18 protein-coding genes and 1 pseudogene are annotated in these 21,759 nt (G+C 71.5%); 13 read left to right on the top strand and 6 right to left on the bottom strand.

Annotated elements, in window-relative coordinates; translation table 11 throughout:
• Positions 1–66: 66 nt before the first annotated feature.
• The 4 genes and pseudogenes from KS03_RS22555 to KS03_RS22540 all read left to right on the top strand — a co-directional run bounded on the left by KS03_RS22555 (position 67) and on the right by KS03_RS22540 (position 3,596).
• Positions 67–474: a PRC-barrel domain-containing protein gene (locus tag KS03_RS22555; RefSeq protein WP_012735145.1), complete on the top strand. Its 408-nt coding sequence runs from the start codon at positions 67–69 to the stop codon at positions 472–474.
• A 197-nt stretch (positions 475–671) separates the two neighbouring features.
• Positions 672–1,148: pseudogene (locus KS03_RS22550) on the top strand (GNAT family N-acetyltransferase); the annotation flags it as partial.
• Between the two features lie 298 nt (positions 1,149–1,446).
• The gene (locus KS03_RS22545) at positions 1,447–2,052 is read left to right on the top strand and encodes a cytochrome b (protein ID WP_012735144.1); all 606 of its coding nucleotides are present in this window, start codon (positions 1,447–1,449) and stop codon (positions 2,050–2,052) included.
• Positions 2,049–3,596, top strand: a complete 1,548-nt coding sequence (locus KS03_RS22540; RefSeq protein WP_012735143.1) for a glycosyltransferase family 2 protein — start codon at positions 2,049–2,051, stop codon at positions 3,594–3,596. The genes KS03_RS22545 and KS03_RS22540 overlap by 4 nt, the downstream gene beginning before the upstream one ends.
• A gap of 40 nt (positions 3,597–3,636) precedes the next feature.
• On the opposite strand, the gene cfa is transcribed toward KS03_RS22540, so the two are convergent.
• From cfa to KS03_RS22525, 3 genes are all read right to left on the bottom strand, one after another.
• Positions 3,637–4,833: a cyclopropane fatty acyl phospholipid synthase gene (gene cfa / locus KS03_RS22535; RefSeq protein WP_012735142.1), complete on the bottom strand. Its 1,197-nt coding sequence runs from the start codon at positions 4,831–4,833 to the stop codon at positions 3,637–3,639.
• A 230-nt stretch (positions 4,834–5,063) separates the two neighbouring features.
• Positions 5,064–6,566 carry an MFS transporter gene (locus tag KS03_RS22530; RefSeq protein WP_012735141.1) on the bottom strand — a complete coding sequence of 501 codons (1,503 nt, stop codon included), beginning with the start codon at positions 6,564–6,566 and terminating at the stop codon, positions 5,064–5,066.
• Between the two features lie 159 nt (positions 6,567–6,725).
• Positions 6,726–8,267 carry a class I SAM-dependent methyltransferase gene (locus tag KS03_RS22525; protein ID WP_012735140.1) on the bottom strand — a complete coding sequence of 514 codons (1,542 nt, stop codon included), beginning with the start codon at positions 8,265–8,267 and terminating at the stop codon, positions 6,726–6,728.
• Between the two features lie 334 nt (positions 8,268–8,601).
• Between KS03_RS22525 and KS03_RS22520 the strand changes: the two genes are divergently transcribed.
• Positions 8,602–8,919, top strand: coding sequence for a hypothetical protein (locus KS03_RS22520; RefSeq protein WP_012735139.1), 318 nt, complete (start codon positions 8,602–8,604; stop codon positions 8,917–8,919).
• A gap of 112 nt (positions 8,920–9,031) precedes the next feature.
• Here KS03_RS22520 and KS03_RS22515 read toward each other — a convergent pair whose 3' ends face one another.
• Entirely contained in the window at positions 9,032–12,823 is a 3,792-nt protein-coding gene (locus KS03_RS22515) for an ATP-binding protein (protein ID WP_230674359.1), read from the bottom strand.
• A gap of 1,077 nt (positions 12,824–13,900) precedes the next feature.
• On the opposite strand from KS03_RS22515, the gene KS03_RS22510 reads away from it, so the two are divergent.
• From KS03_RS22510 to KS03_RS22480, 7 genes are all read left to right on the top strand, one after another.
• Positions 13,901–15,133 carry a SpoIIE family protein phosphatase gene (locus tag KS03_RS22510; protein ID WP_012735137.1) on the top strand — a complete coding sequence of 411 codons (1,233 nt, stop codon included), beginning with the start codon at positions 13,901–13,903 and terminating at the stop codon, positions 15,131–15,133.
• A gap of 12 nt (positions 15,134–15,145) precedes the next feature.
• Positions 15,146–15,709 carry a SiaB family protein kinase gene (locus tag KS03_RS22505; protein WP_012735136.1) on the top strand — a complete coding sequence of 188 codons (564 nt, stop codon included), beginning with the start codon at positions 15,146–15,148 and terminating at the stop codon, positions 15,707–15,709.
• Between the two features lie 23 nt (positions 15,710–15,732).
• Positions 15,733–16,119 (top strand): DUF1987 domain-containing protein, encoded by a 387-nt coding sequence (locus tag KS03_RS22500; RefSeq protein ID WP_012735135.1) that lies wholly within the window; start codon positions 15,733–15,735, stop codon positions 16,117–16,119.
• Positions 16,120–16,128: 9 nt separating this feature from the next.
• Complete coding sequence (locus tag KS03_RS22495) at positions 16,129–16,854, top strand: GGDEF domain-containing protein (RefSeq protein ID WP_012735134.1); 726 nt, start codon at positions 16,129–16,131, stop codon at positions 16,852–16,854.
• Between the two features lie 147 nt (positions 16,855–17,001).
• Complete coding sequence (locus tag KS03_RS22490; protein WP_232252273.1) at positions 17,002–17,322, top strand: FeoA family protein; 321 nt, start codon at positions 17,002–17,004, stop codon at positions 17,320–17,322.
• Positions 17,319–19,187 carry a ferrous iron transporter B gene (gene feoB / locus KS03_RS22485; protein ID WP_012735132.1) on the top strand — a complete coding sequence of 623 codons (1,869 nt, stop codon included), beginning with the start codon at positions 17,319–17,321 and terminating at the stop codon, positions 19,185–19,187. Before KS03_RS22490 ends, feoB begins: the two co-directional genes overlap by 4 nt.
• Positions 19,184–19,516: a DUF6587 family protein gene (locus KS03_RS22480; protein ID WP_012735131.1), complete on the top strand. Its 333-nt coding sequence runs from the start codon at positions 19,184–19,186 to the stop codon at positions 19,514–19,516. The genes feoB and KS03_RS22480 overlap by 4 nt, the downstream gene beginning before the upstream one ends.
• 70 nt (positions 19,517–19,586) lie before the next feature.
• Here KS03_RS22480 and KS03_RS22475 read toward each other — a convergent pair whose 3' ends face one another.
• Together KS03_RS22475 and KS03_RS22470 are read right to left on the bottom strand one after the other, a co-directional pair.
• The gene (locus KS03_RS22475; protein ID WP_012735130.1) at positions 19,587–20,186 is read right to left on the bottom strand and encodes a hypothetical protein; all 600 of its coding nucleotides are present in this window, start codon (positions 20,184–20,186) and stop codon (positions 19,587–19,589) included.
• Complete coding sequence (locus tag KS03_RS22470) at positions 20,183–20,734, bottom strand: glycoside hydrolase family 108 protein (protein WP_012735129.1); 552 nt, start codon at positions 20,732–20,734, stop codon at positions 20,183–20,185. Before KS03_RS22470 ends, KS03_RS22475 begins: the two co-directional genes overlap by 4 nt.
• Before the next feature lie 360 nt (positions 20,735–21,094).
• Here KS03_RS22470 and KS03_RS22465 point away from each other — a divergent pair, with 360 nt between their 5' ends.
• Positions 21,095–21,721: a glutathione S-transferase family protein gene (locus KS03_RS22465; protein WP_012735128.1), complete on the top strand. Its 627-nt coding sequence runs from the start codon at positions 21,095–21,097 to the stop codon at positions 21,719–21,721.
• Positions 21,722–21,759: the final 38 nt, after the last annotated feature.

The raw sequence follows: 21,759 nt of genomic DNA, 5'->3' as shown, positions 1-21,759 counted from the left end.
TCCGGCAGCACCGCCCGAGGCCCGGCATCGCGCATCCCGCGCCGCCATTTCGACGGAGGCATTCCGATGAAAACGCTCGATACCCACCCCGCCGGCTCGCAGAGCGGCCCGCTTGCCGGCTATCGCGAAACCGACCCGAGCGGCGCGCTGCCGATCGCCGCGCACACGCTGGAAGGCGCCAGCGTGCGGGCCGACGACGGCGTGGACGTGGGCCACGTCAGCGACCTGCTGCTCGACCTCGGCGGCGGACGCATCACGCACGTGCTCGTGACGAGCGCGAGCGGCCAAGGCGAGCGCCTGATCGCGATTCCCTGGCAGGCACTGGCGGCCGACACCGAGGGCAAGGGCCTGCGCGTGGGCGTGTCGTCCGAGCGCGTGTTCGCGGCGCCCGACTTCGACCGCAACCAGTCGCCCTCCGCACGTCCGGCCGACTGGGCCGGCTCGATCGCACGCCACTTCGCCTCGCCGGCCTGAGCCGCGCGGGGTGCCGGGCCGGGGGGCTGGCCGGCCCGGACGGCGCGGCGCGGGCGCGCTGGTGCTAGGTCGCCGCTTCGCGCTTCGACGAGGCCGCCATGCCCGCCTTCGAACCCATCATCAGCGCCACGCGCCGGCTGCGCCCGATACGCGAAGACGACCGGCAGGCGGGCTGCGCGCTCTGATCCGACGCCGCAGCGATGCGCTACTTTTCGTTTCCGCCGATGACGGAGCCGGCGCAGGCGCGGGCGCGCGCCGCACGGCTCGCGCGGGCTACCGCGGCGGGCAACGAATCGACCTGCGTGGTGGAATCGCTCGCGAGCGGCGAGCCGCCCGGCGACTGCAGCCTGTTCGATCACGACGCGCCCTGCCGCCGCGCGCAGCACGGCTTTTCACGGCAGCGCCGCCATTGGGGCCACGGCTACATGAGCGAGGCCGTGTCGGCGCTGCTCGGGCATGGGTTCGACCCGGTCGGCCTGCGCCGCGTCGGGGCCGACGTCGATCCGCGCAACGCGGCGGGCCTTGAGCGGCACGCAGCCCATGCGCCACTCGTTCGCCCCGGATCCAGCGCGACGCCGGGCGAGCCGCGTCTTGCCGTGCCTCGTGCGCCGCCCCGGCTTACGATCCTGACGCCTCCCTCGCCCGGGTGTCAGATCCGATACGCGTCGCGCTAAGGAAAATTTGCCGTCGTGATGGAATAAACCGCCTGCCGCGCGCGTTATACGAGCAAGCGACCGACGGCAAGCGCCGGCCGCCGCCGGAACGTCGACCTGCGCACGGCACGACACCCGGGCGGCGCGATCCGCGGCCCGGCCGCCGCGGCGTGCCCGGCGCGATACTTTCTGCCTGGCGGGGGCCGACCGGCGCATCATATGTGCCGGCGGCCGCCTCCGCGGCCCACGCATTGCAAGGTCGCACCGAACCCGACCGCCCCCATCGACCACGCATCCTCCCGCCCCGACGAAGATCGACATGCATTCACGCGCCCTGCCCCCCGCCAGCGACACCGACGCCACGGCCCGCCCCGTCATGCGCTACACGCGAACCGCCATGGTGCTGCACTGGCTGATCGCGCTCGGCATCCTCGTCAACGTGGCGATCGCGCTGTCCGCCGATGCGATGCCGGACGGCTGGGTGCGCCCGGCGATCGACCTTCACAAGTCGATCGGCATCACCGTGCTGGGCCTGGCGGTCCTGCGCCTGCTATGGCGCGCGACGCATCGCCCGCCCGCGCTGCCGGGCCGGTTCCACCGCTGGGAGCGGCGCGCCGCCCATCTCGCGCATGTCCTGCTCTACCTGCTGATGTTCGCGATGCCGATCACCGGCTGGCTGCACGACTCGGCCTGGAAGGACGCCGCCAGCCATCCGCTGTCGCTCTACCACCTGATCCCCTGGTTCCGCCTCGGCTTCATCGCGAACCTGCCGGCGGCGCCCAAGGAGCACCTGCACACGCTGTTCGGCGAGTTCCATACCTGGGGCGCCTACGCGCTCTACGCGGTGCTGGCGATGCATATCCTCGGCGCGCTCAAGCACGAGCTGCTCGATCGCGAATCGGTCCTGCGCCGCATGCTGCCGTGAGCACGACCTCGCCCGCCCCGAACCGGGAGCCTCGCCAGGGCCATCCGCGCCGCCTCGCCGCGAGCCGCGCCCATGCCGTCACCGCCGCCGCGCGCGACGCGCTCGATCTGGCCCGCACGCGCCTGTCGCCGCGCCTCACGCCGCGCGCCGCGCCGCTGGCGAGCCGGCTGATCCACGGCGGCGCGCTGCTGCTCTGGATCGCGCTGTTCGCGCGCGCGCTCGCACCGGGCCTGGCGTCGTGGTCGGTGGGCATCGCCTACGTGATCTACGACACGCTGCTGCTGAGCTTCGTGGCCGTCAAGATCCTGCCGCTCGCCGGGCCGCTCGCGCGCGTCCACGCCCCGGCCGCCCCCGCGCCCGGCACGCCTCGCCCGTCGCTCGGCGTGGTGGTGGCCGCCTATAACGAGGCCCCCGTGATCCAGGTCACGCTCGACGGTCTGTTCGCGCAGACCGAGCCGCTGCGGCAGATCGTGTTCGCCGACGACGGCTCGACCGATGCCACCATCGAGGTGCTGACCACCCGGTACGGCCTGGTGCAGGCGCCCGACGGCGAGCTGAGCGCGCCCAGCACGCGCCACCCGAACCTGCGCTGGCTGCGCGTGCCGCATGGCGGCAAGGCGGCGGCGCTGAACGCCGCGCTGCTCCACCTCGACACCGACGCGGTGCTGACCGTGGACGCCGACACGCGGCTCGCCGCCGACGCCTGCGCCGCGATGCGCCGCGCGTTCGCGGCCGAGCCGGCGCTGGTGGCCGCCACCGGCATCCTCACGCCGATCTGCGCGCGCGACCTGTCGGGCCGCTTCTTCCAGTGGTTCCAGACCTACGAGTACATCCGCAACTTCATCTCGCGCTTCGCCTGGATGCGCGCCGACAGCCTGCTGCTGATCTCGGGCGCGTTCGCCTGCTTCCGGCGCGACGCGCTGCTGAAGGTGGGCGGCTTCGACGGCGCCTGCCTGGTGGAGGATTACGAACTGATTCACCGGCTGCGCCGCTACGCGGTGGAGAACGGCGAGACCTGGCGCGTGCGCGTGATCGGCGACGCCCACGCACGCACCGACGCGCCCGGCACGCTGCGCAGCTTCCTGCGCCAGCGCCGCCGCTGGTTCGCCGGCTTCCTGCAGACGCAGTACTGGAACCGCGACATGACCGGCAACCGCCGCTACGGCCAGCTCGGCCTGCTGATGCTGCCCGTCAAGGCGCTCGACACGCTGCAGCCGATCTACGGGCTCACCGCGATCGTGCTGCTGATGCTGTTCCTCTGCCAGCACCGCTTCCACGTCGCGCTGTCGATCTCGGGCGTGATCGCGGCGAAGATCGTGATCGACTTCGCGTTCCATCTCTGGTCGATCCACCTGTACCGCCGCTGGACCGGCAGCCGCGAGCATTCGAGCCTCGCGATCGCGTTCGTGGCCTCGGTGCTCGAGCCGTTCAGCTTCCAGGTGTTGCGCCACGCCGGCGCCGCGCTCGGCTGGATCCACTTCCTGCGCGGCAACCAGGGCTGGGGCGCCCAGGAGCGCACCGGGCTGGTCGGCGACGGACCATGAGAGCGCGGCGGCAAGGCGGCCGCGCCCCGCCCGGGGCCGCTCAGCGCCCCGCGCCGCCGCCCAGCCGCACCGAGCGGTAGGTCTGCGCGCGCTCGGGATGGGTCAGCACCAGTTGCCAGAGCTGGCCCTGCCGCGAGCGAAAGAAGCCCGCGCAGCAGAGCAGGTAGTATTTCCACATGCGGTAGAAGCGCTGCCCGTAGCGGGCGCGCAGCATCGGCCACGCGGCCTCGAAGCGATCCCACCAGGCCATCAGCGTGCGGTCGTAGTCGGGGCCGAAATTGTGCCAGTCCTCGATGATGAAGCGCCCTTCCACGGCCCCGGCGATCTGCCGCGCCGACGGCAGCTTGCCGTTCGGGAACACGTAGCGGTCGATCCACGGGTCGGTGCCGGCCGTCTCGGAGGCGACACCGATCGAGTGCAGCAAGAACACGCCCTCGGGTGCGAGCAGGCGCTGCACGGTGTCGAAATAGGTCGCGTAGTTCTTCTGCCCGACGTGCTCGAACATGCCCACCGAGACGATCTTGTCGAAGCGCCCCTGCAGCTCGCGGTAGTCGCGCAGCAGCAGCCTGACGGGCAGCCCGTGGCAGCGGGCCTGCGCGAGCGCGAGCTGCTGCCTGGAGACGGTCACGCCGGTCACCTTCACCCCGTAGCGCTCGGCCGTGAACTTCGCGAGCCCGCCCCAGCCGCAGCCGATGTCGAGCAGCGTCTCGCCGGGCCGCAGCCGCAGCTTGCGACACAGCATGTCGAGCTTGTCGATCTGCGCCTGCTCGAGGTCGGTGGCATGTTCCCAGTAGCCGCACGAATAGATCATGCGCGAATCGAGCATCGCCTCGAACACGTCGTTGCCGGCGTCGTAGTGCCGCTCGCCCACCTGGAACGCGCGCGCTTGCGATTGCAGGTTGAACAGGCGGTGGCGCAGATGCCCGGCGGCGAGCCGCAGCCTCGCCACGCCCGTCGCCGCGCCGTCGAGGTCGGCACGCAGCAGCTTCGCGAACAGCACGTCGAGCCGGTCGCAATCCCACTGTCCGTCCAGGTAGGCCTCGCCGAGCCCGAGCGACCAGCTCGCGAGGACGCGCCGGTAGGCCCGCGCGTCGTGGACCTGGAGGTCCCACGCGCGCGGCCCGCCGATCGTCACGCCGGCGCGCCGCAGCAGTTCGTCGAGGATCGCGGGCGCCGCGCCGGCGCGGCTCGGCCGGTTGCCGTCGGGCCGGCCGGGAAAACGGGATTCGGGTGTCATGCCGGCGGCGGCTCCAGGTCGCGTCGTGGTTCGCCGCCAAGCGTGCGCCGCCAGGTGCAGCGGCCTCACGTTGGCGGGCTCGTGTCCGACCCGCACTATCGCCGTTCGCACCCCGACTGTGAAATTCAATAAACCAATGGCGCCGATAGCATCGTGCGGACCGGTCGCGACCGCCCGCGCCCGCGCCCGTCAGGCCGCCGCGGCGCGGGGCGACGCCGCCCGCGGCCGCCTCAAGCCGGGCTCGCGTCGCGATAATCCTCGGCGTCGACGTCGTAGCCCGACGGCTCCCAGCGCAGCCACAGCAGCGCCGTGAGCGAGGCGAGCGGCGCCAGCGCGATCAGCCAGAACACGCGCGTGCCGAGCGCGGCGGCCAGCACCGGAAACAGGAACAGCGAAACGGTCGACAACCCGCGCGCGACGGTCTGCGTGAAACCCACGCCGACGCCGCGCAGCGAGGTCGGATAGCTCAGCGACGCGTAGGTCATCGAGTGCGAGCCGGGGCCGAAACCCTGCCCGAACAGATAGGCGCCGAGCAGCAGCAGCGCCGCGACCACCGGCACCGCGCCGCTTGGCCGGCCGATCAGCGCGAGCCCCAGCAGCGCGACGAACTGCAGCGCCACGCCGGCCGTGGTCATCTTCCAGGCGCCGACGGTAGCGGCCGTGCGCACCCCGATCAGCCCGCCCACGAACGCGAACAGCAGGTTCAGCGCCAGCGCGGCGACGATGGTGGTGAGCGGCCCCTGCTTCAGGAAGCTCGCGAGAATCACCGGCAGCCCGTAGACGATCGCGTTGTAGCCGAACGACGAGGCGCCGCCGATCACCAGCGAGAGGATCGTGCGCCTGCGATAGCGCGCGCCGAACAGGGCCGCGTAGCTGCGCCACGAGGCGCGCGCGGGGCGGGCCGCGTCGATTGCCGCGGCCTGGTCGGCGCCCTCGGCCACCACCGCGTCGATCCCGTGCGAGCGCTTCAGGATGCGCGCCGCGCCGGCCAGGTCGCCCTGGTTGGCGGCCCACACCGGCGATTCGCTGATGTAGCGGCTGCGCACCGCGATGATCACGAGCGCCGGCACCGCGCCGAACGCCAGCACGATGCGCCACAGCCAGCCGGTCTGCGCGTCGGGCAGCAGCGCGTAGAGCGCGAGGATCAGCAGATAGCAGGCGCTGGTGGCCGCGTACCAGGCCGGGCACCAGGCGGCGATGCTGGCCGCCTTGTTGCCGCGCCCCGAGACGCGCGAGAACTCGGCGAGGAAGGCCATCGCCACCGGCAGGTCGAGCCCGACGCCGAGCCCCATCACGAAACGCGCGATCGCCAGCACCCAGGCGTTGGGCGCGAGGCCGGCCGCGATCGCCGCCACCACGAAGAACACCATGTCGGCCATGAACACGCGGTAGCGGCCGATCCGGTCGGTCAGGTAGCCGCCGACGAACGCGCCCACCAGCGCGCCGAACGTGATCGCCGACGACACCAGCCCGACCTGCACCGGACTCAGCGCGAACTCGCGCGCGATGTCCTTGACGCCATAGGCGAGCGAGGTGAGATCGTAGGCGTCGAGGAACACGCCGCCCAGCGCGATCGCGACCACCGCGCGCGCCTGGCCGCCCGCGGCGGCGCCTTCGTTGGCGAGCCGCGCGACGTCGCGCGCCGAGCGGATCACGAGCGGCGTGAGCGGCGCGCCCGCCGGGCCGGGCGGGGACGAGGCGGGTGAAGCGGTAGCGAGGATGACGGTGGACATGATGCGGGCCGCGCGAGCGGCATGACGATGAGCAGGAGCCGACTATAGCGACGGCCCACGCCGCCACAAATGCCGATTTCGTCGATCCATATCGCCACGGCTGCATAGCGGTGCCGCCGCGCCCCGGCGGCGCCTAAAGCGCGCCGGGCGGCGCCCGCCTCAACCGATCCCCAACGCCAGCAACACCGGCAGATGAACCCGCGCGAAGCGTTCGGCCTGCGCGACGCGCTCGGCCAGCATCGCGCGCGCGACCGGCTCGCCTGCCGCGATCGCGGCCGCCGCGAACTCCCCCCACTCGCGCGGCCCGACCATGCCGCGCCGACGCGCCAGCAGGAACAGCTGCGCCGCGCGCGGCACGCGAATCCCCGAACCCGACACCGGGCTGGCCAGACACGGCACCGCGTCGCGCTCGAGCGCCTGCTCGCAGAGCGCCGCGTTCAGGCGGTCCGCGGCCGGCCGCGCCGCCTCGATGCGAGCCTCGTCCTGCGCGTTGAGCAGCGCGCCGGTGCCGACCAGCAGCATCACGGCCCCGGCCAGTTGCGCCAGCGTGATGCCATGCGCTCGAACGCGCTGCTCGAGCTCGCCGAGCGTGGCGGGCCGGTGGTCGGCCAGCACATCGAGTATCGGGCCGTACAGCGCCGCGGGCAGCATCGCCTCGCCGAGCGCGCCGCGCACCTTCAGCGCCACCGCCTCGCGCGGCAGCGCCAGCACCACCGGCTGCGCGCGCAACGCGGCATCGCGCTCGGCGGGGTCGAGGCGGCGCGGCGCCTTGATCCAGTAGTCGCGACGCAGCGAACGGTTCATGCAGAGGTCGCGCGCGGTCTCGCGCTGCACCGGATCGACGATGCGCGCCAGCAGCGCGCGCTGCGCCGCGTCGAGGTTGATCTCGTCGAAATGATCGCGATAGTCGGCCGAGCCGCCGTAGACGAGGCCCGCTGCGGCCAGCGGGGCCGCCACCTGCCGGAACGACATGGCCTGCCAGTCGGGACTGAAATATTCGTGCGCGAGGTATTGCGTGTCCTCGCGGCTCAGCGCCTCGACGCGTTCGGCCAGCATCGGGTTCACCACCGCATAGCCGGGCCGCGCCGCGAACACCTCGCGCGCGAACTCGACCGCCGCCCTGACGCGCCGCCGCATGCGCTCCGCGCCGCTCGCGTCGCTCCCGCCGGCCTCGGGACGCATCGCGCCGGCCTGGAAATGGCCCATCATCAGTTCGCGCACGGGCAGCATCGCGGCCCAGCCGGGCTGCGTGTTGTAGCTCAGGTAGAGCACGCCGCCCGGCTTGAGCTTGCGGTGCAGGAAGCCGGCGAGCCAGGCGCGGTTCTCGTCGGACACCCAGCTCCAGATGCCGTGCATGCCGATGAAGTCGAACTCGGGCAGATCCTCGCGCCGGCAGAAGTCGGCGAAGCGCTCGCCGGACAGCACGGCGCGCGAGCCGGCCTCGCGCGCGAGCGACTGCGCGAAACCGGCATGGGCCGCGTTGAAATCGGTCCCGTACCAGCTCGCGCCGGAGCCGGCCGCATGAATGTTCACGCTCACGCCGTAACCGAAACCGAGCTCGCAGGCGCTCTGCACGGCCGGCGCCGCGAGGCCCGCCCGCAGCAGCGGCAGCGCGAGCCGCAGCGGATCGAGTTCGTCGCAATAGCCGAACGTATAGGCGATCTCGTCCACCACGCCGTCGCCGGTTTGCCGCTCGTTCATCTGTCGTGTGTCCCGTGTCGGTCGCCAAAGGGACCGGCCGCAGCGGCCGGCGAAGTCCGACACAGTAACGTCGGAACGCCGTACAAGGCAAAACCGCGTTTTCCCGACACGGCGCGCTCGCGCGCCGAACCGCAGCGGCCGGCCGCGGCTGGCCGGATCGGCGCGCCACGCCCTCATGCGACGCCGCCATGACGTCCGGGCCGGCGCGCCCCGTTCCGGTGCAACCGCGATCGCGCCGCGTGCCGGTCCGTTTGCCCCAACCTGTCGGTTTCACGGTTGAAATCGGCGCGCCTGGCTTTTACACTGCCACGGCGACTACTCCCTGAGAGCACCGATGAGAAACGATCTCGATGCGTGCCCTGACATTCTGCTGACGGGCACCCCGGAGGCGGTGGATGCGTACCTGGTGCGCCGCCTCTGGGCTGCCGGCCACGCTGCGCCGGCCCCACACATGGTCGTCAACTGGCTGCGCGCGCTGAACACGCGCGGCGAGCCGTTCGCGTCGCACGTGGCCGCCTGCCATTACTGGCTTTACGAACATCGCCACGGCTACGATCACGCCACCGTGTTCCGCCCCTTGCGCGGCGAAACCGGCTGGCTGTCACGGCACGACTTCGGCACGCCGCGCCACCTGCGCATCCGCGAGCGCTGACGCCCGGCGCCGGAACAGCGCGGCCGCGACGGTGCCGGGCGGCGGCCGCCACCTTCGCCACCTTCCCGCCCCCGCGCTCGCCGCCCGGCGCGGCGCGGGATTCGCGCCCCGCTCACGCGTCGCGCCCGAACAATCGCTGCAGTTGCGCCATCGCCACCGGTTTCACCAAGTGCGCGTCGAAGCCGGCGGCCAGGGCCCGCTCGCGATCGGCGGCCTGGCCGTAGCCGGTGACGGCGACGAGCTGCGCGTCGCGCCCCGCCGGCATCGCGCGCAGGCGCCGCGCCACTTCATGGCCGTCCATGCCGGGCAGGCCGATGTCGAGCAGGATCGCCGACGGCTCGAACGACGGCGCCAGCGCGAGTGCATCGAGCGCGGAATACGCCACCTTCACCTGGTGGCCCTCGATGCTCAGCAAGGCGGCCAGCGCGTCGGCCGCATCGACGTTGTCGTCGACCACCAGCACGCGGCGCGCCGCCGGCGGCGGCCGATCCGGCGGCAGCTCGGGCGAGCCGCCGGGAGCCGAAGCGGCCGTGGCGGTCGAAGCGGCCGCCGGCCTGGCCAGCGGCAGCGCGATTTCGAAGCAGGCCCCGCGGCCGGCCCCGGCGCTCTCGACGCCGACGGTGCCGCCATGCATGTCGACCAGGCGCGCCACGATCGACAGGCCGATGCCGAGGCCGCCCTCGCGCCGGTCCAGCGTACGCTCGCCCTGCACGAACAGGTTGAACACGTGGGGCAGCAGCTCTTGCGGAATGCCGCGGCCGTTGTCGGCCACCCGCAGCACCGCCCACGCGTCGCGCCGGAACGTTTCAACCCGCACGCGGCCGCCGGGCTCGGTGTACTTGGCCGCATTGTTCATCAGGTTGACGACGCACTGCACCAGCCGCGAGGGGTCGACGAACACCGGCAGGCCCGCCTCGCCGATCACCTCCAGCGCATGCCGGCGCTGCTCGATGAAGGGACGCACGGCGTCGGCGGCCTGCGCGGCGAGACTGTCGAGCGAGACCGTTTCGCGCCGCAGCGTAATGAGGCCCCGCGTGATCCGCGACACTTCGAGCAGGTCCTCGACGAGCCGCCCGAGAATGTCGGTCTGGCGCATCAGGATCGGCGTCACGCGCGCCTGAAGCGCCGCGTCGTCGGGGGCAGCCGCCAGCAGCTCGATGGCATGGCGCACCGGCGCGAGCGGATTACGCAGCTCGTGCGCGAGCATCGCGAGAAATTCGTCCTTCTGGCGGTCGGCCTGCTGCAGCCGGCAGCGCGCCTGCACCTGCGCGGAGATATCGCGGAAATAGCAGACGAGGCCATGACACCCGTCCGACAGCACGATCCGGTCGACCTGCCATTCGTAGTATTCCGTGCGGCCGGTATCGGCGCGCGTCTCGGCGCTCTCGGTCGCGCAGAACTGCTCGCCGGTGGCGAGCGTGTGCTCGAACACCGCGATGATCTGCTCGGCGTAGGCGGGCCGCCAGACGCGGCGCGTGACCTCGCGAAAATCGCGGCCCACCAGATCGGGCACCGCATCGAGCGTGCGGCGCGTGACCGGGTTCACCTCGGCGAAGCGCAACTGCGCATCGAGCAGGAACACCCCGATCGGCGCGACGTCCACCAGCGTCTCGAACTGCGCCGTGCGCAGCCGCAGCCGCTCCTGCATGACCAGCCGCTCGCGGATCTGCCGGTCGCGCTCGAGCACCGCGCCGATGCGGGCCAGCAGCTCGCGCGCGGAAAACGGCTTGACCAGGTAGTCGTCGACGCCCGCGTCGAGCGCCGCGATGCGCGCCTCCTCGCCGGCCCGCGCCGACAGCAGGATCACCGGCACCTCGCGCAGGCGCGGGTCCTCGCGCAGCGCACCGCGCACGGCGAAACCGTCGAGGTTCGGCATCATCACGTCGGTCAGCACCAGGTCGGGCCGCTCGCGGCGCGCGGCGTCGAGCAGCCGCGCCCCGTCGGCGACCGCCTCGACGCGGTAGGCCCCGCCCAGCAGCGAGTTCAGGTAGTGGCGCATGTCGGCGTTGTCGTCGGCCACCAGGATCCGGGCGCCGAAGGTCGAGGCGAAGCGGTGATCGCCGCGCGCCTGCGGCGCCTGCGCGGCCGCCGGCGCCGAGGTCGCGGTGCCGCCGTGCAGCGGCGGCCGCTGCGCCGCCGGCGCTGGCGGCGCAATCGGCCGCGGGGCATGCGCCGGACCGGCCCGCTCGCTCGCGACGTGCCGCGCCGGCAGGTGGGCGGCCCCGGTCCGCAGCGTCACCGAGAAGGTACTGCCGCGGCCCGGCTCGCTGGCCACCTCGATGGTGCCGCCGTGCGCGGCCACCAGCTCCTTCGCGAGCGCGAGGCCGATGCCGGCCCCCTCCATCGAGCGCCCGCCCTGCCCTTCCACGCGATAGAAACGCTCGAACAGCCGCTCGCGATCGGCCGGCGCGATGCCCACGCCCGTGTCGGCCACCTCGAACACCACCGTGCGCGCCGCGCCGGCCCGCAGGCTCACGCGAATCGATCCGTGCAGCGTGAACTTGAACGCGTTCGACAGCAGGTTCGAGACGATCTTCTCCCAGAGATCCGCATCGACATGGACCGGCCCCGGCAGGGCGGGACAATCGACCTCGAACGCGAGGCCGCCGCGCTCGACCGTCGAGCGGAACCGGCTTGCGATGTCACGCGTGAGTGCCGCCAGATCGGTGGGCCGGAACGTGGCACGCAGCCGGCCCGCCTCGATCTGCGCGAAGTCGAGCAGCGCGTTGACGAGCCGCAGCAGCCGGGCCGAATTGCCGTGCGCGATGCGCAGTTGCTCACGCACCGGCTCGGGCACGCCGGCATGCGCGCAGGCATCCTCGAGCGGCCCGAGCAACAGCGTGAGCGGAGTGCGGAATTCGTGGCTGATGTTCGAGAAGAACGCGGTCTTGCCGCGATCGATCTCGGCCAGCGCCTCGGCCCGCTTGCGCTCCTGCTCATAGGCGAACGCGTTGGCGATGGCGGTCTCGATGTGGCCGGCGACCAGATCCTGGAACGATGCGTAGGCCGCGTTGAACGGCCGCCGCGGGCTCGCGCCGAGCACCACCACCGCCCCCGCGCCGGCGTCGCCCGACCAGCGCAGCGGGATCGCCCGCGCACGCGGCGCGGGCTCGGGCCACGCGCCGCCCGGCATCGTCACGCCGCACGCGAGCAGATCGATCTCGACCGGCGCGCCGCTCTCGACGGCGCGCGCGAGCGGGCCGGCCAGCGCGTCGCGCACCGCCGCGGCGTCGACCCCGGCCGCCGCGAGCGGCACGAGCGGCAGGCCGCCGGGCGCGGCGCGAAAGATCGCCGCGAATGCCACGTCGGAGGCGTTCTCCGCCAGCACGGCGGCAAGCCGCGTGCAGGCGTCGTGGACGTCCAGCGTCTCGCGCGCGCGCACGCCGAGCTTGCTGAGCGTCTGCATGCGCCGCGCGCCGACGATCTTCTCGGTGGTTTCGGTGCAGGGGCAGAAGATGCCCTCGACGGTCCGACCGTCCTCGGCGAAGATCGGCCCGTAGGTGAAGGTCACATACACTTCCTCGCGCGGCAGCGCGCGATCGAAGAAATACTGCTCGTCGTCCGACCAGGTCGCCACGCCGGTGCGCATCACGCTATCGAGCATCGGCCCGATGTGCGGCCAGATTTCACGCCAGCAGGCCTCGCCCGAGCGGCCGAGCGCGTCCGGATGCTTGCCCTGGCCGAGAAACGGGATGTAGGCGTCGTTGTAGATCATCCGATAGTCGTCGCCCCACCAGACGAGAATCGGGAAGCGCGAACTCAGGCAAAGGCTCAGCGCGCTGCGCAGGTTGGCCGGCCAGTGCGCCGGGGCGCCCAGCGGCGTGCGGGTCCAGTCGAAGGCACGGGCCCGGCGCGCCATCTCGCCGCGTTGTGGCAAAAACTCGAGACTGTGCTCAGATAACAAGTCGATCCTCCTGTGGTGCGGCGGCCGCGACGCATGGCAAGGCGGCGGCCGGCGCCGCGATGATGTCGGCGCATCGCGCCCGCTCGTGCAAGCCCCGCCCGCTGCCACCACGCGCCGGCCCCAGCGCCGCGCCCGGCCCGCGCCGCGTCGATGCCGCCCGTGGCCGCCCGGCGCCAGCGGCCGTGCCCCGCGGCGGCCGCCCAGGCGGGGCTGGCAGGCCGGGCCGGCAAGCCGCGCTCACCCACGCCGCAAACGCGATGCGCTCCCTGCAAAAACTACAAGGCGCGCGCGGCGGCCGCGTCCTTTCCTACACGCGGCCCGTGGCGGCCGGCGCGTCAGCGTGGCACCCCGCCGCGCGGCCATCTGTGAGCGCGTGAAATCAGCCAAACGCCCCAGCAAAAAATGGACCCGTTACGCGCCGGCTTTCCTGGCCGTTGGGCGCCGTGCCGATCCGCTCGGGCGAGGCGGCACCCATGCGCCGTCGCGACGCGCCCCTCGCGCGCCGCGCTCTACGGCGACGTGGCGGCCCCCGATGCGCCAACCGGGCCGGTCGTCGCCCCGCGCGAGACAGGCGGCCACGCGCCACGCCCGCCATGCCGCCGCGCTCTACGGCGCTGCCGCCCAAGGCGGGCACCGAATGACGAAGCTCATTTGGATACCGAACCAATCCTCTCCGACACCGACCCGCGGGCACGCTCTCACCGTGGCGGCAGCGCGATCACGGCGCCAGGCGACCGCGATACGGGTCGCGGCAGCGCTTGTCCCCCCGGCCGACTCGCGGGACCGGGCCGCCCAGCGGCCCCATGCCGGCGTTCGCCGCGCGCCGGCCGCTGCCGGCTCACGGCGCGACGGCCCGCCCGTTCGCGGCCAGCCACGGGCGCCTGAACGCCCCGCCGCGCCGCGCTCGGCGCCCTGGCGCGAGCGCGGCGGCGCGAGGCGCAGCAGCATGAAAACGTTTGCCTGCGGTCACGCGTCGCAGTGTGATCGAAACGGGGCCGGCTCGACCGCGCTTGTCACATAAGTTACATGTAGACCCGTTAGCGTCCGGGGTTTCTTCACATACCGGCTCGCGTCGCCATGCATGCAGCTTTCTCGCGATTTCGCCGCCCGTCGACATCGAGCGCTCCCCGCACGGCCGGCGACCTCGGCCACGATGTCCCGGCCGTGGATGCCGGAGACCCCAATTCCGTCGTCATGGAGATCTTCTCGGCACATCGCGAGATGGGCAGCCTGGCAGTGCTCGAGGACGGACGCCCGATTGGTCTGATCAATCGCAACATCTTCATGTCGCAGATGAGCAAGCCGTTTCATCGCGAGCTGTACGACAAGAAGAGCTGCATCGCCTTCATGGACAAGGAACCGCTGGTGGTGGACGCCGACGTCGACATCGAGTCGCTGGCGTTCCGCACCGTCGAGACCGGCGACAAGGCCCTCGTCGACGGCTTCATCGTGACGCGCAACGGCCGCTTCTCGGGCCTGGGCAGCGGCCTGCAACTGGTGAACGCGGTGGCCGAGATGCAGGCGGAGAAGAACCGCCAGATCATGCAGAGCATCGAGTACGCGAGCGTGATCCAGCGCGCCATGCTGCGCGCCTCCAGCGAAACGCTTTCGACCCGGCTGCACGACGCGGCGATGGCCTGGGAGCCGCGCGACGTGGTGGGCGGCGACTTCTATCATTTCTCGGCGCTGCCGCACGGCTGGTTCGGCGCGGTGGCCGACTGCACCGGCCACGGCGTGCCGGGCGCCTTCATGACGATGCTCGCCTCGGCGTCGCTGTCCAAGGAACTCGAGCAACTCGGGCCCTGCGATCCGGCCGCGCTGCTCGCGGCGGTCAACCGCAACGTCAAGAGCCTGCTCGGGCAGGCCAACGACTCGGCCGAGCGCGCGCAGTCGAACGACGGCCTCGACGCCGCGATGATCTGGTTCGACGCCGCGCGCAGCGTGCTGCACTTCGCCGGCGCGCGCATCGCGCTGCACCTGCTGCCGCCCGGCAGCGCGCAGTTCGAGACGATCGCGCCGGACAAGATGGGCCTGGGCTACGTGGACAGCCGCGAGGACTACCCCTGGCGCCTGCACTCCCTGCCGGCCGCGGCCGGCAGCCTGCTGTTCGTCTGCACCGACGGCCTGACCGACCAGATCGGCGGGCCGCGCAACATCTCGTTCGGGCGGCGGCGCGCGCTCGAGGTGATCCGCCAGCACCGCACCGAACCGCCCGCGGCGATCTGCGAGCAGCTGCGGCAAACGCTGGAGCAATGGCAAGGCGCCCAGCCGCGCCGCGACGACGTCACGTTTTTTTGTGCTCGTATCTAATCGATTCCACGAATGTTTCAACTACTCGATCAAGACAGCGCGTTTTTCGACCTGGCGCAGCGGCGCAACGTGCTCTTCTATCACAAGGGTTTTTTCTCCCACAACATCGTGGCGGCCATGAGCGAGGTGGTCAAGCTGCAGCTGGAAGTGGCCGGCGTGACCGGCCCGACCCGCCGCAAGCTGTTCTCGTCGTTCGTCGAACTGTCCCAGAACATCGTCCACTATTCGTCGAACGCGCTGCACGCGGGCGAGGACGGGCGCGGCGACGTGCGCGAGGGCGCGGTCTGCATCTCGCAGAACGGCGAGCACTACGTGATGTGGTGCGTCAACCCGATGGCGACCAGCCAGGTGGAGAACCTGCGCGCCAAGCTCGAGCCGCTGCGCAACATGTCCGTCGAGGAGATCAAGCAAGCGTATAAGATAACGCTGCGCGCCGAGACCCCGGAGGACAGCAAGGGCGCCGGGCTCGGCTTCCTGACGATGGCGCGCGATGCGAGCGCGCCGCTCGAGTTCGCCTTTCACCCGCGTGCCGGCGAATCCGGAATCACGCTGTTCTGCCTCATGGCCATCATCTGAGCAGGAAGACCCCCAATACCGCCATGGATAACCTTTTCATTCCCGCCACGACGACATCGCCCGAGATCGACTTCCGCTTCGATCAGCACCGGCTGTCGATCAAGGGCGAGTCGTACCCCGAGAATGCCGCCGCGTTCTACGCGCCGATCATCGACACGATGCGCAGGTATCTGGCCGAGAGCACGGGCGCCGCGATCACGATCGACGTCGCGCTGACCTACTTCAACAGCTCCAGCACCAAGATGCTGTTCAGCATCTTCGACGCGCTCGACCAGGCCGCCCAAGCGGGCAGCCGCGTGTCGATGAACTGGTTTCGCGACGAGGAGGACGAGACGATCGCCGAATTCGGCGAGGAACTGAAGGCCGATTTCGACGCGATCGAGTTCAGCGACCGTCCCGTCGCGCACTGAGGAAGGCCCGTGACTTCGACGTCCTTGCCCAACGTGCATCCGGGCGCCGCGCCGGATCTCTTCGAGACCGAGAGCGCGGCGCTGGAGCGGGCGCGCGCCACCCACCGCGCCACGGATGCCGACGCCGCGGCGTACCGCCAGTCGTTGGGGGAGCTCATCGAGCACTTCGAGCGCCTGATGCGAGAAACGCGCCGGCTGATCGGGCGCAGCGACCGCGCCGAGCGCGAGATGCAGGCGCTCGCCAACCAGTTGGCGCATCGCGCCTCGCATGACGCGCTGACCGGCGTGCTGAACCGCAGCGCCGTGATCGAGCGCACCGCCAAGACCCTGCGCACCCGCAACGCCGCGATGGTGGTGCTCGACATCGACGAGTTCAAGCGCATCAACGACGATTTCGGTCATCCGACCGGCGACGCGGTGATCCTCGGCGTGGTCGACTGCCTGCGCAGCATCGTCGTCGAGCGTGGCTTCATCGGGCGCGTCGGCGGCGAGGAGTTCACGGTGATCCTGCCCGACTGCGAGGCCAGCGAGGCCGGCATGCTCGCCGAGCGGATGCGGCGCGCCATGAGCGACTCGCTGGTGGTGCCGCCCGTCGACCGCGCGATCACGGCCAGCTTCGGCATCAGCATCAACGCCGCCGGCACCAGCTTCGACACCGCCTACGGGATGGCCGACGAGGCGCTCTACCGCGCCAAGCGCGGCGGCCGCAACCGCGTGGAATTCGCCGACCAGTAAGGCCGGGCCCCCGCGCCCGCGGGCGGCGCGCACGCGCCGCCGCGCACGGCCGCCCTCGCTCACCCGCCGCGGACGGCCACGCGCGCCGCCGGCCTCTCCCGCTCGCCCCCGACCACGCCGCGGCAGATTGGCGCATATGAGCGCCACTTGATCGACTCGCAGCGGCGCGGCGCATCACGTCAATATAATGAGAACGATTGCTATTCATACATTTTCCCTGCGATGCTCCTCAGCCATTTACCCAAGAACGTGCCGGCGCTCGTCGTCGATGTCGCGAACGTCTCCCAGCCCGATCCGATCGCCCAGCGCCTGCGGGATCTGGGCTTCGTCGCCGGGGAGCGGGTGCGGGTCGTCGCGCACGGCCCATGGCGCGCCGATCCGGTACTGATCCAGATCGGCTCCACGCGGTTCGCGCTGCGCCGCACCGAAGCGGCGCGCGTCACGGTCACGGAGGCCCCGTCGTCATGAGTACGCTTTCCCTGCGCGTCGCCCTGGTCGGCAGCCCCAACTGCGGCAAGACCGCCCTCTTCAACCAGCTCACCGGCGCACGCCAGAAGGTCGCGAACTACGCGGGCGTGACCGTCGAGCGCAAGGCCGGGCAATGCCTCACGCGCTCGGGCCGCACCCTCCACCTGCTCGATCTGCCCGGCGCCTACAGCCTCGAATCGGCGAGCCCCGACGAGCGCGTCACGCGCGACCTGCTGCTCGGGCGCCAGGCCGGCGAGGCCGTGCCGGACCTGATCGTCTGCGTGATCGACGCCACCAACCTGCGCCTGCACCTGCGCTTCTTGCTCGAGATCCAGCGCCTCGGGCGGCCGGTGCTGGTGGCCTTGAACATGATGGACGAGGCCGCGCGGCGCGGCATCGGCATCGACGTCGCCACGCTCGAACGCGAGCTCGGCCTGCCGATCGTCGAGACGGTGGCCGTCAAGCGGGGCGGGGCCGATGCGCTGATCGCCGCGCTCGACGCGCACGCCCCCCGTGACGACGCGCGCACCGGCACGCCCGCCGCGATCGCGGCCGGCACCGCCGGCGCGCCGCCCGCCGACATCCACGCCCGGGCGCGCGCGCTGCTGGCCGCGGCCGTGACGATGCCGCGCGCCACCGACGCACGCGACGACCGGCTCGACCGCTGGGCGCTGCATCCCGTGTTCGGCCTGCTGATCCTCGCGGCCGTGATGTTCGTCACGTTCCAGGCCGTCTACTCGATCGGCAAGCCGCTCACCGACGCGATCGGCGACGGCTTCGGCTGGCTCGGCACGGTGCTCGGCGCGTGGCTGCCCGACGGGCCGCTGCGCAGCCTGCTCACCGACGGCATCCTGACCGGCCTGGGCACGGTGCTCGGCTTCCTGCCGGAGATCCTCGTGCTGTTCCTGTTCATCCTGGTGCTGGAAGAATCGGGCTACCTGCCGCGCGCGGCGTTCCTGCTCGACCGGATGATGCTGTCGGTGGGCCTGACGGGCCGCTCCTTCATCCCGCTGCTGTCGAGCTTTGCCTGCGCGATTCCCGGCATCCTCGGCACGCGCAGCATCGCCGACCCGCGCGACCGGCTCGCTACGATCCTGGTGGCCCCGCTGATGACCTGCTCGGCCCGGCTACCCGTGTACGCGCTGCTGATCGGCGCGTTCATCCCGGCGCATCGCGTGGCCTACCTCTTCAACCTGCAGGGCCTCGTGCTGTTCCTGCTCTACGCGGGCGGCATCGGCGGCGCGATGCTGGTGGGCTTCGTCATGAAGAAGCTGCGCGGCGACCGCGAGGAAAACGCGCTGCTGATGGAGCTGCCGTCGTACCGCATGCCGCGCGTGCGCGACATCGCCCTCGGCCTGCGCGAGCGCGGCGCGATCTTCCTCAAGCGGCTGACCGGCGTGATCCTCGCGCTGACGGTACTGATGTGGTTCGTCTCGACGTTCCCGTCGCCGCCCGCCGGCGCGACCGGCCCGGCCATCGACTACACGTTCGCCGGCTACCTCGGCCGCAGCCTGCAGACCATCTTCGCTCCGCTCGGCTTCAACTGGCAGATCAGCCTGTCGCTGATTCCGGCGTTCGCGGCCCGCGAGACCGCCGTGGCCGCGCTCGCCACCGTCTACGCGGTGAGCGGCGGCGAGGCCGACCTCACCGGCCTCGCCCACGCGCTGAGCGCGAACTTCTCGCTGGCCAGCGCGCTGTCGCTGATGGCCTGGTTCGCGTTCGCGCCGCAATGCATGTCGACGCTCGCGGTGATCCGGCGCGAGACGCAGTCGTGGAGGAACGTCGCGATCTCGTTCTGCTACATGTTCGGGATGGCCTACGCGGCGTCGCTCGTCACCTATCAGATCGCGCGGGCCTTGCTGTGAGCGGCGGGTCCGGGTGGCAGTACGCGGTGATCGGCGTGGCGGTGATCGCGAGTGGCGTGGTGACGGCGCGCCAGCTCGCGCCGGCCTGGGCGGCGCGCCGCCAGACGGCACTGGCCGAGCGCCTGGCGGCGCGACGCCACCCGGCGCTGCGCTGGCTCGGGCGGCGCCTCGCAGCGGGCGCCGCCGCGGGCGGCGGCTGCGGCTCGGGCTGCTCGGCCTGCGGCGGCTGCGGCACTTCCGGCGGCCCGCCGCCGGACGAAAGCCCGCTCACGTTCAAGCCGCGCGCCGCACGCGGGCACGCCGCTGAGACCGGCGCGCGCGGCCGCTGACATGCGCGCCGCCGCGGCGCAGCCCGGTCCGCCGCGACGGCGCGACGGCACCGGCCGCCCGCGCCGCCCGCTACTTGCCTGTCGCGCCCGGCGACACCGCGAAGTCCGCGACCTTGGCATTGGTCGCCGTCGCGTCGCTGGTCGTGCCGAACCAGAACGACAGCGTCTGCTTCAGCTCGTTGAACCAGTAGCCGATCACCGTGCCCACCGTCAGGCTGGTGGTGGCGTCCTTCAGGAGCGACGCATTGCCGTGGAACACGAACACCAGAATCGCGATCGCGCCGAACAGCAGCCCGAACGTGATGGTTGGGCGCACCCAGTCGCCCGGCTGCTTGGCGGCCAGCTTGCGCGCGCTGTCGCGGTCGGCGGCCTCGGCGCTGTACAGCGCCGTGCGCGCCGACAGTTCGGTCTGCTCGCGCTGCGCGGCGATTTGCGCGAGATCGCGCTCGTGATCCATCTCCGCCTGCTTCAGCTTGCCGGCGGCCTCGGGATCGTTCACCAGCGCGCCCATCACGCTGTCGGGCGACGGATCGGTGCCGAGCGCCTTGGCGATCACCGACGCGGCGAGCCCCACCCCGGAGCCGACCAGCGTGCCCACGCCGGGCACCGCGTTGCCGAGGATCGGCGCGACCTTCGAGACTTCCGCTGCCACATCGCCCCAGGTGCTCATGCCGTTCCTCCCAATGCCCGATTCAGCTGCCAACCGTACTCGAAGGTCTTCTGGCTGGCGTTCTGCTCCGCCAGCTCGATGTAGCGCACCGACTGCTGCGCGGCGACCATGCCCTTCAGCACCGGCTGGCCCGCGCTGCCGCGCTGCGCATAGAAGGCGCGCAGCAGCGCCACGGTGGCCGGCCCGACCTGGCCGTCGACCGTCACGGCCGGCTGGTTCGGCACGTTCAGCACGTTCAGCGCGCGCTGCATGAACTTCACCCCGGTGGCCGGCCCCATGTTGACGCCGATGTCGAGCAGCTTGGCCGCCAGCGTCTCGTCGAGCGCGGCGATCTGGTCGAAATGCGGCGCCGTCCAGTAGTTCTGCCGATAGATCTGCGCGGCCAGCTCGCGCGGCAGGTCCCGCATCGCGCCCTGGTAGCCGAACGCGCGCGCCGTGGCCGCCGTGATGCCGAAGTTCGTCTCGCCGCCGCGGTCGTCTGGATTGTTGACGTAGCCGCCCTCGCGCGCGATCACGTCGTTGATGTAATCGTCGGGAACCTTGCTCATAGCTTCCCTCCGAATCCGATTGACTTCCTAAGCATGACGTAATGATTCATGGTGGCCTCGCTGTAGCGGATCGTTGATGTTTCCCGTCCGGCCGAACGCGTTCGCGGCGCTGCCGCGCACGCCGCCTCGACGACGACGGGATGACCCCAGCTTAGCGGGAGCGCGCACGGCAGGCGCGGACAATCCGATGCAAATCGCGACGCGAAGCACCCACGAACGCGCTCGGCGATGCCGCGAAACCGATGGTTTGGCGCGCCATCCCGGCGCGGCCTCGCGCGCTTGCGTGCCGGTGAGCTTCCCGGTACGATTGCATTTGCAATCGTACCGGGAACTCTGTTCAACCTGCGGGCACGCGCCACCATGACCTCCAACAGTCTCACCTTCTATACGGCGGATACGCCGAACGGGCAGAAGATAAGCATCTTCCTGTGCGAAGCCAAGCTCAGCTACGAACAGGTGAATCTGAATCTGTCGAAAGGCGAGCAGCGCGAGCCGGCCTTCCTCAAGCTCAACCCCAACGGGAAAATTCCCGTCATCGTCGACCACGAGGCCGGCGTGACGCTGTGGGAATCCGGCGCGATCCTGACCTATCTCGCCTCGAAGCACGGCCTGCTGTGGCCGAAGGACTATCGCGAGCAGGCCGTCATCAACCAGTGGCTGCAGTTCCAGATGGGCGCGATCGGCCCGATGCTCGGCCAGCTGTGGTGGTTCACGCACGGCTCGAAGACGGGCAACACCGAGGCCATCCATCGCTACCACAACGAAACGCACCGGCTGTACGGCGTGGTGGACCGCCAGCTCGGCGCCTTTCCCTATCTTGCCGGCAATCAGTACACGATCGCCGACATCGCCGCGTTTCCGTGGCTGCGCACCTACGACGAACTCGGCATCGATCCCACGCCATATTCCCACGTACAGCGGTGGCTCGACGCGCTCGAAAAGCGGCCCGCGGTGCGCGACGGGCTGGCCGCCGTGAAGGCCGGATAAGGGCGGCACCCGCGCGGCGCGAGCCGCTCGCGTCGCCG

This window comes from Burkholderia glumae LMG 2196 = ATCC 33617 (assembly GCF_000960995.1).
Lineage (GTDB): Bacteria > Pseudomonadota > Gammaproteobacteria > Burkholderiales > Burkholderiaceae > Burkholderia > Burkholderia glumae.
Note: the sequence above shows the minus strand (reverse complement) of the source record. Positions and strands in the feature narration are given on the sequence as shown.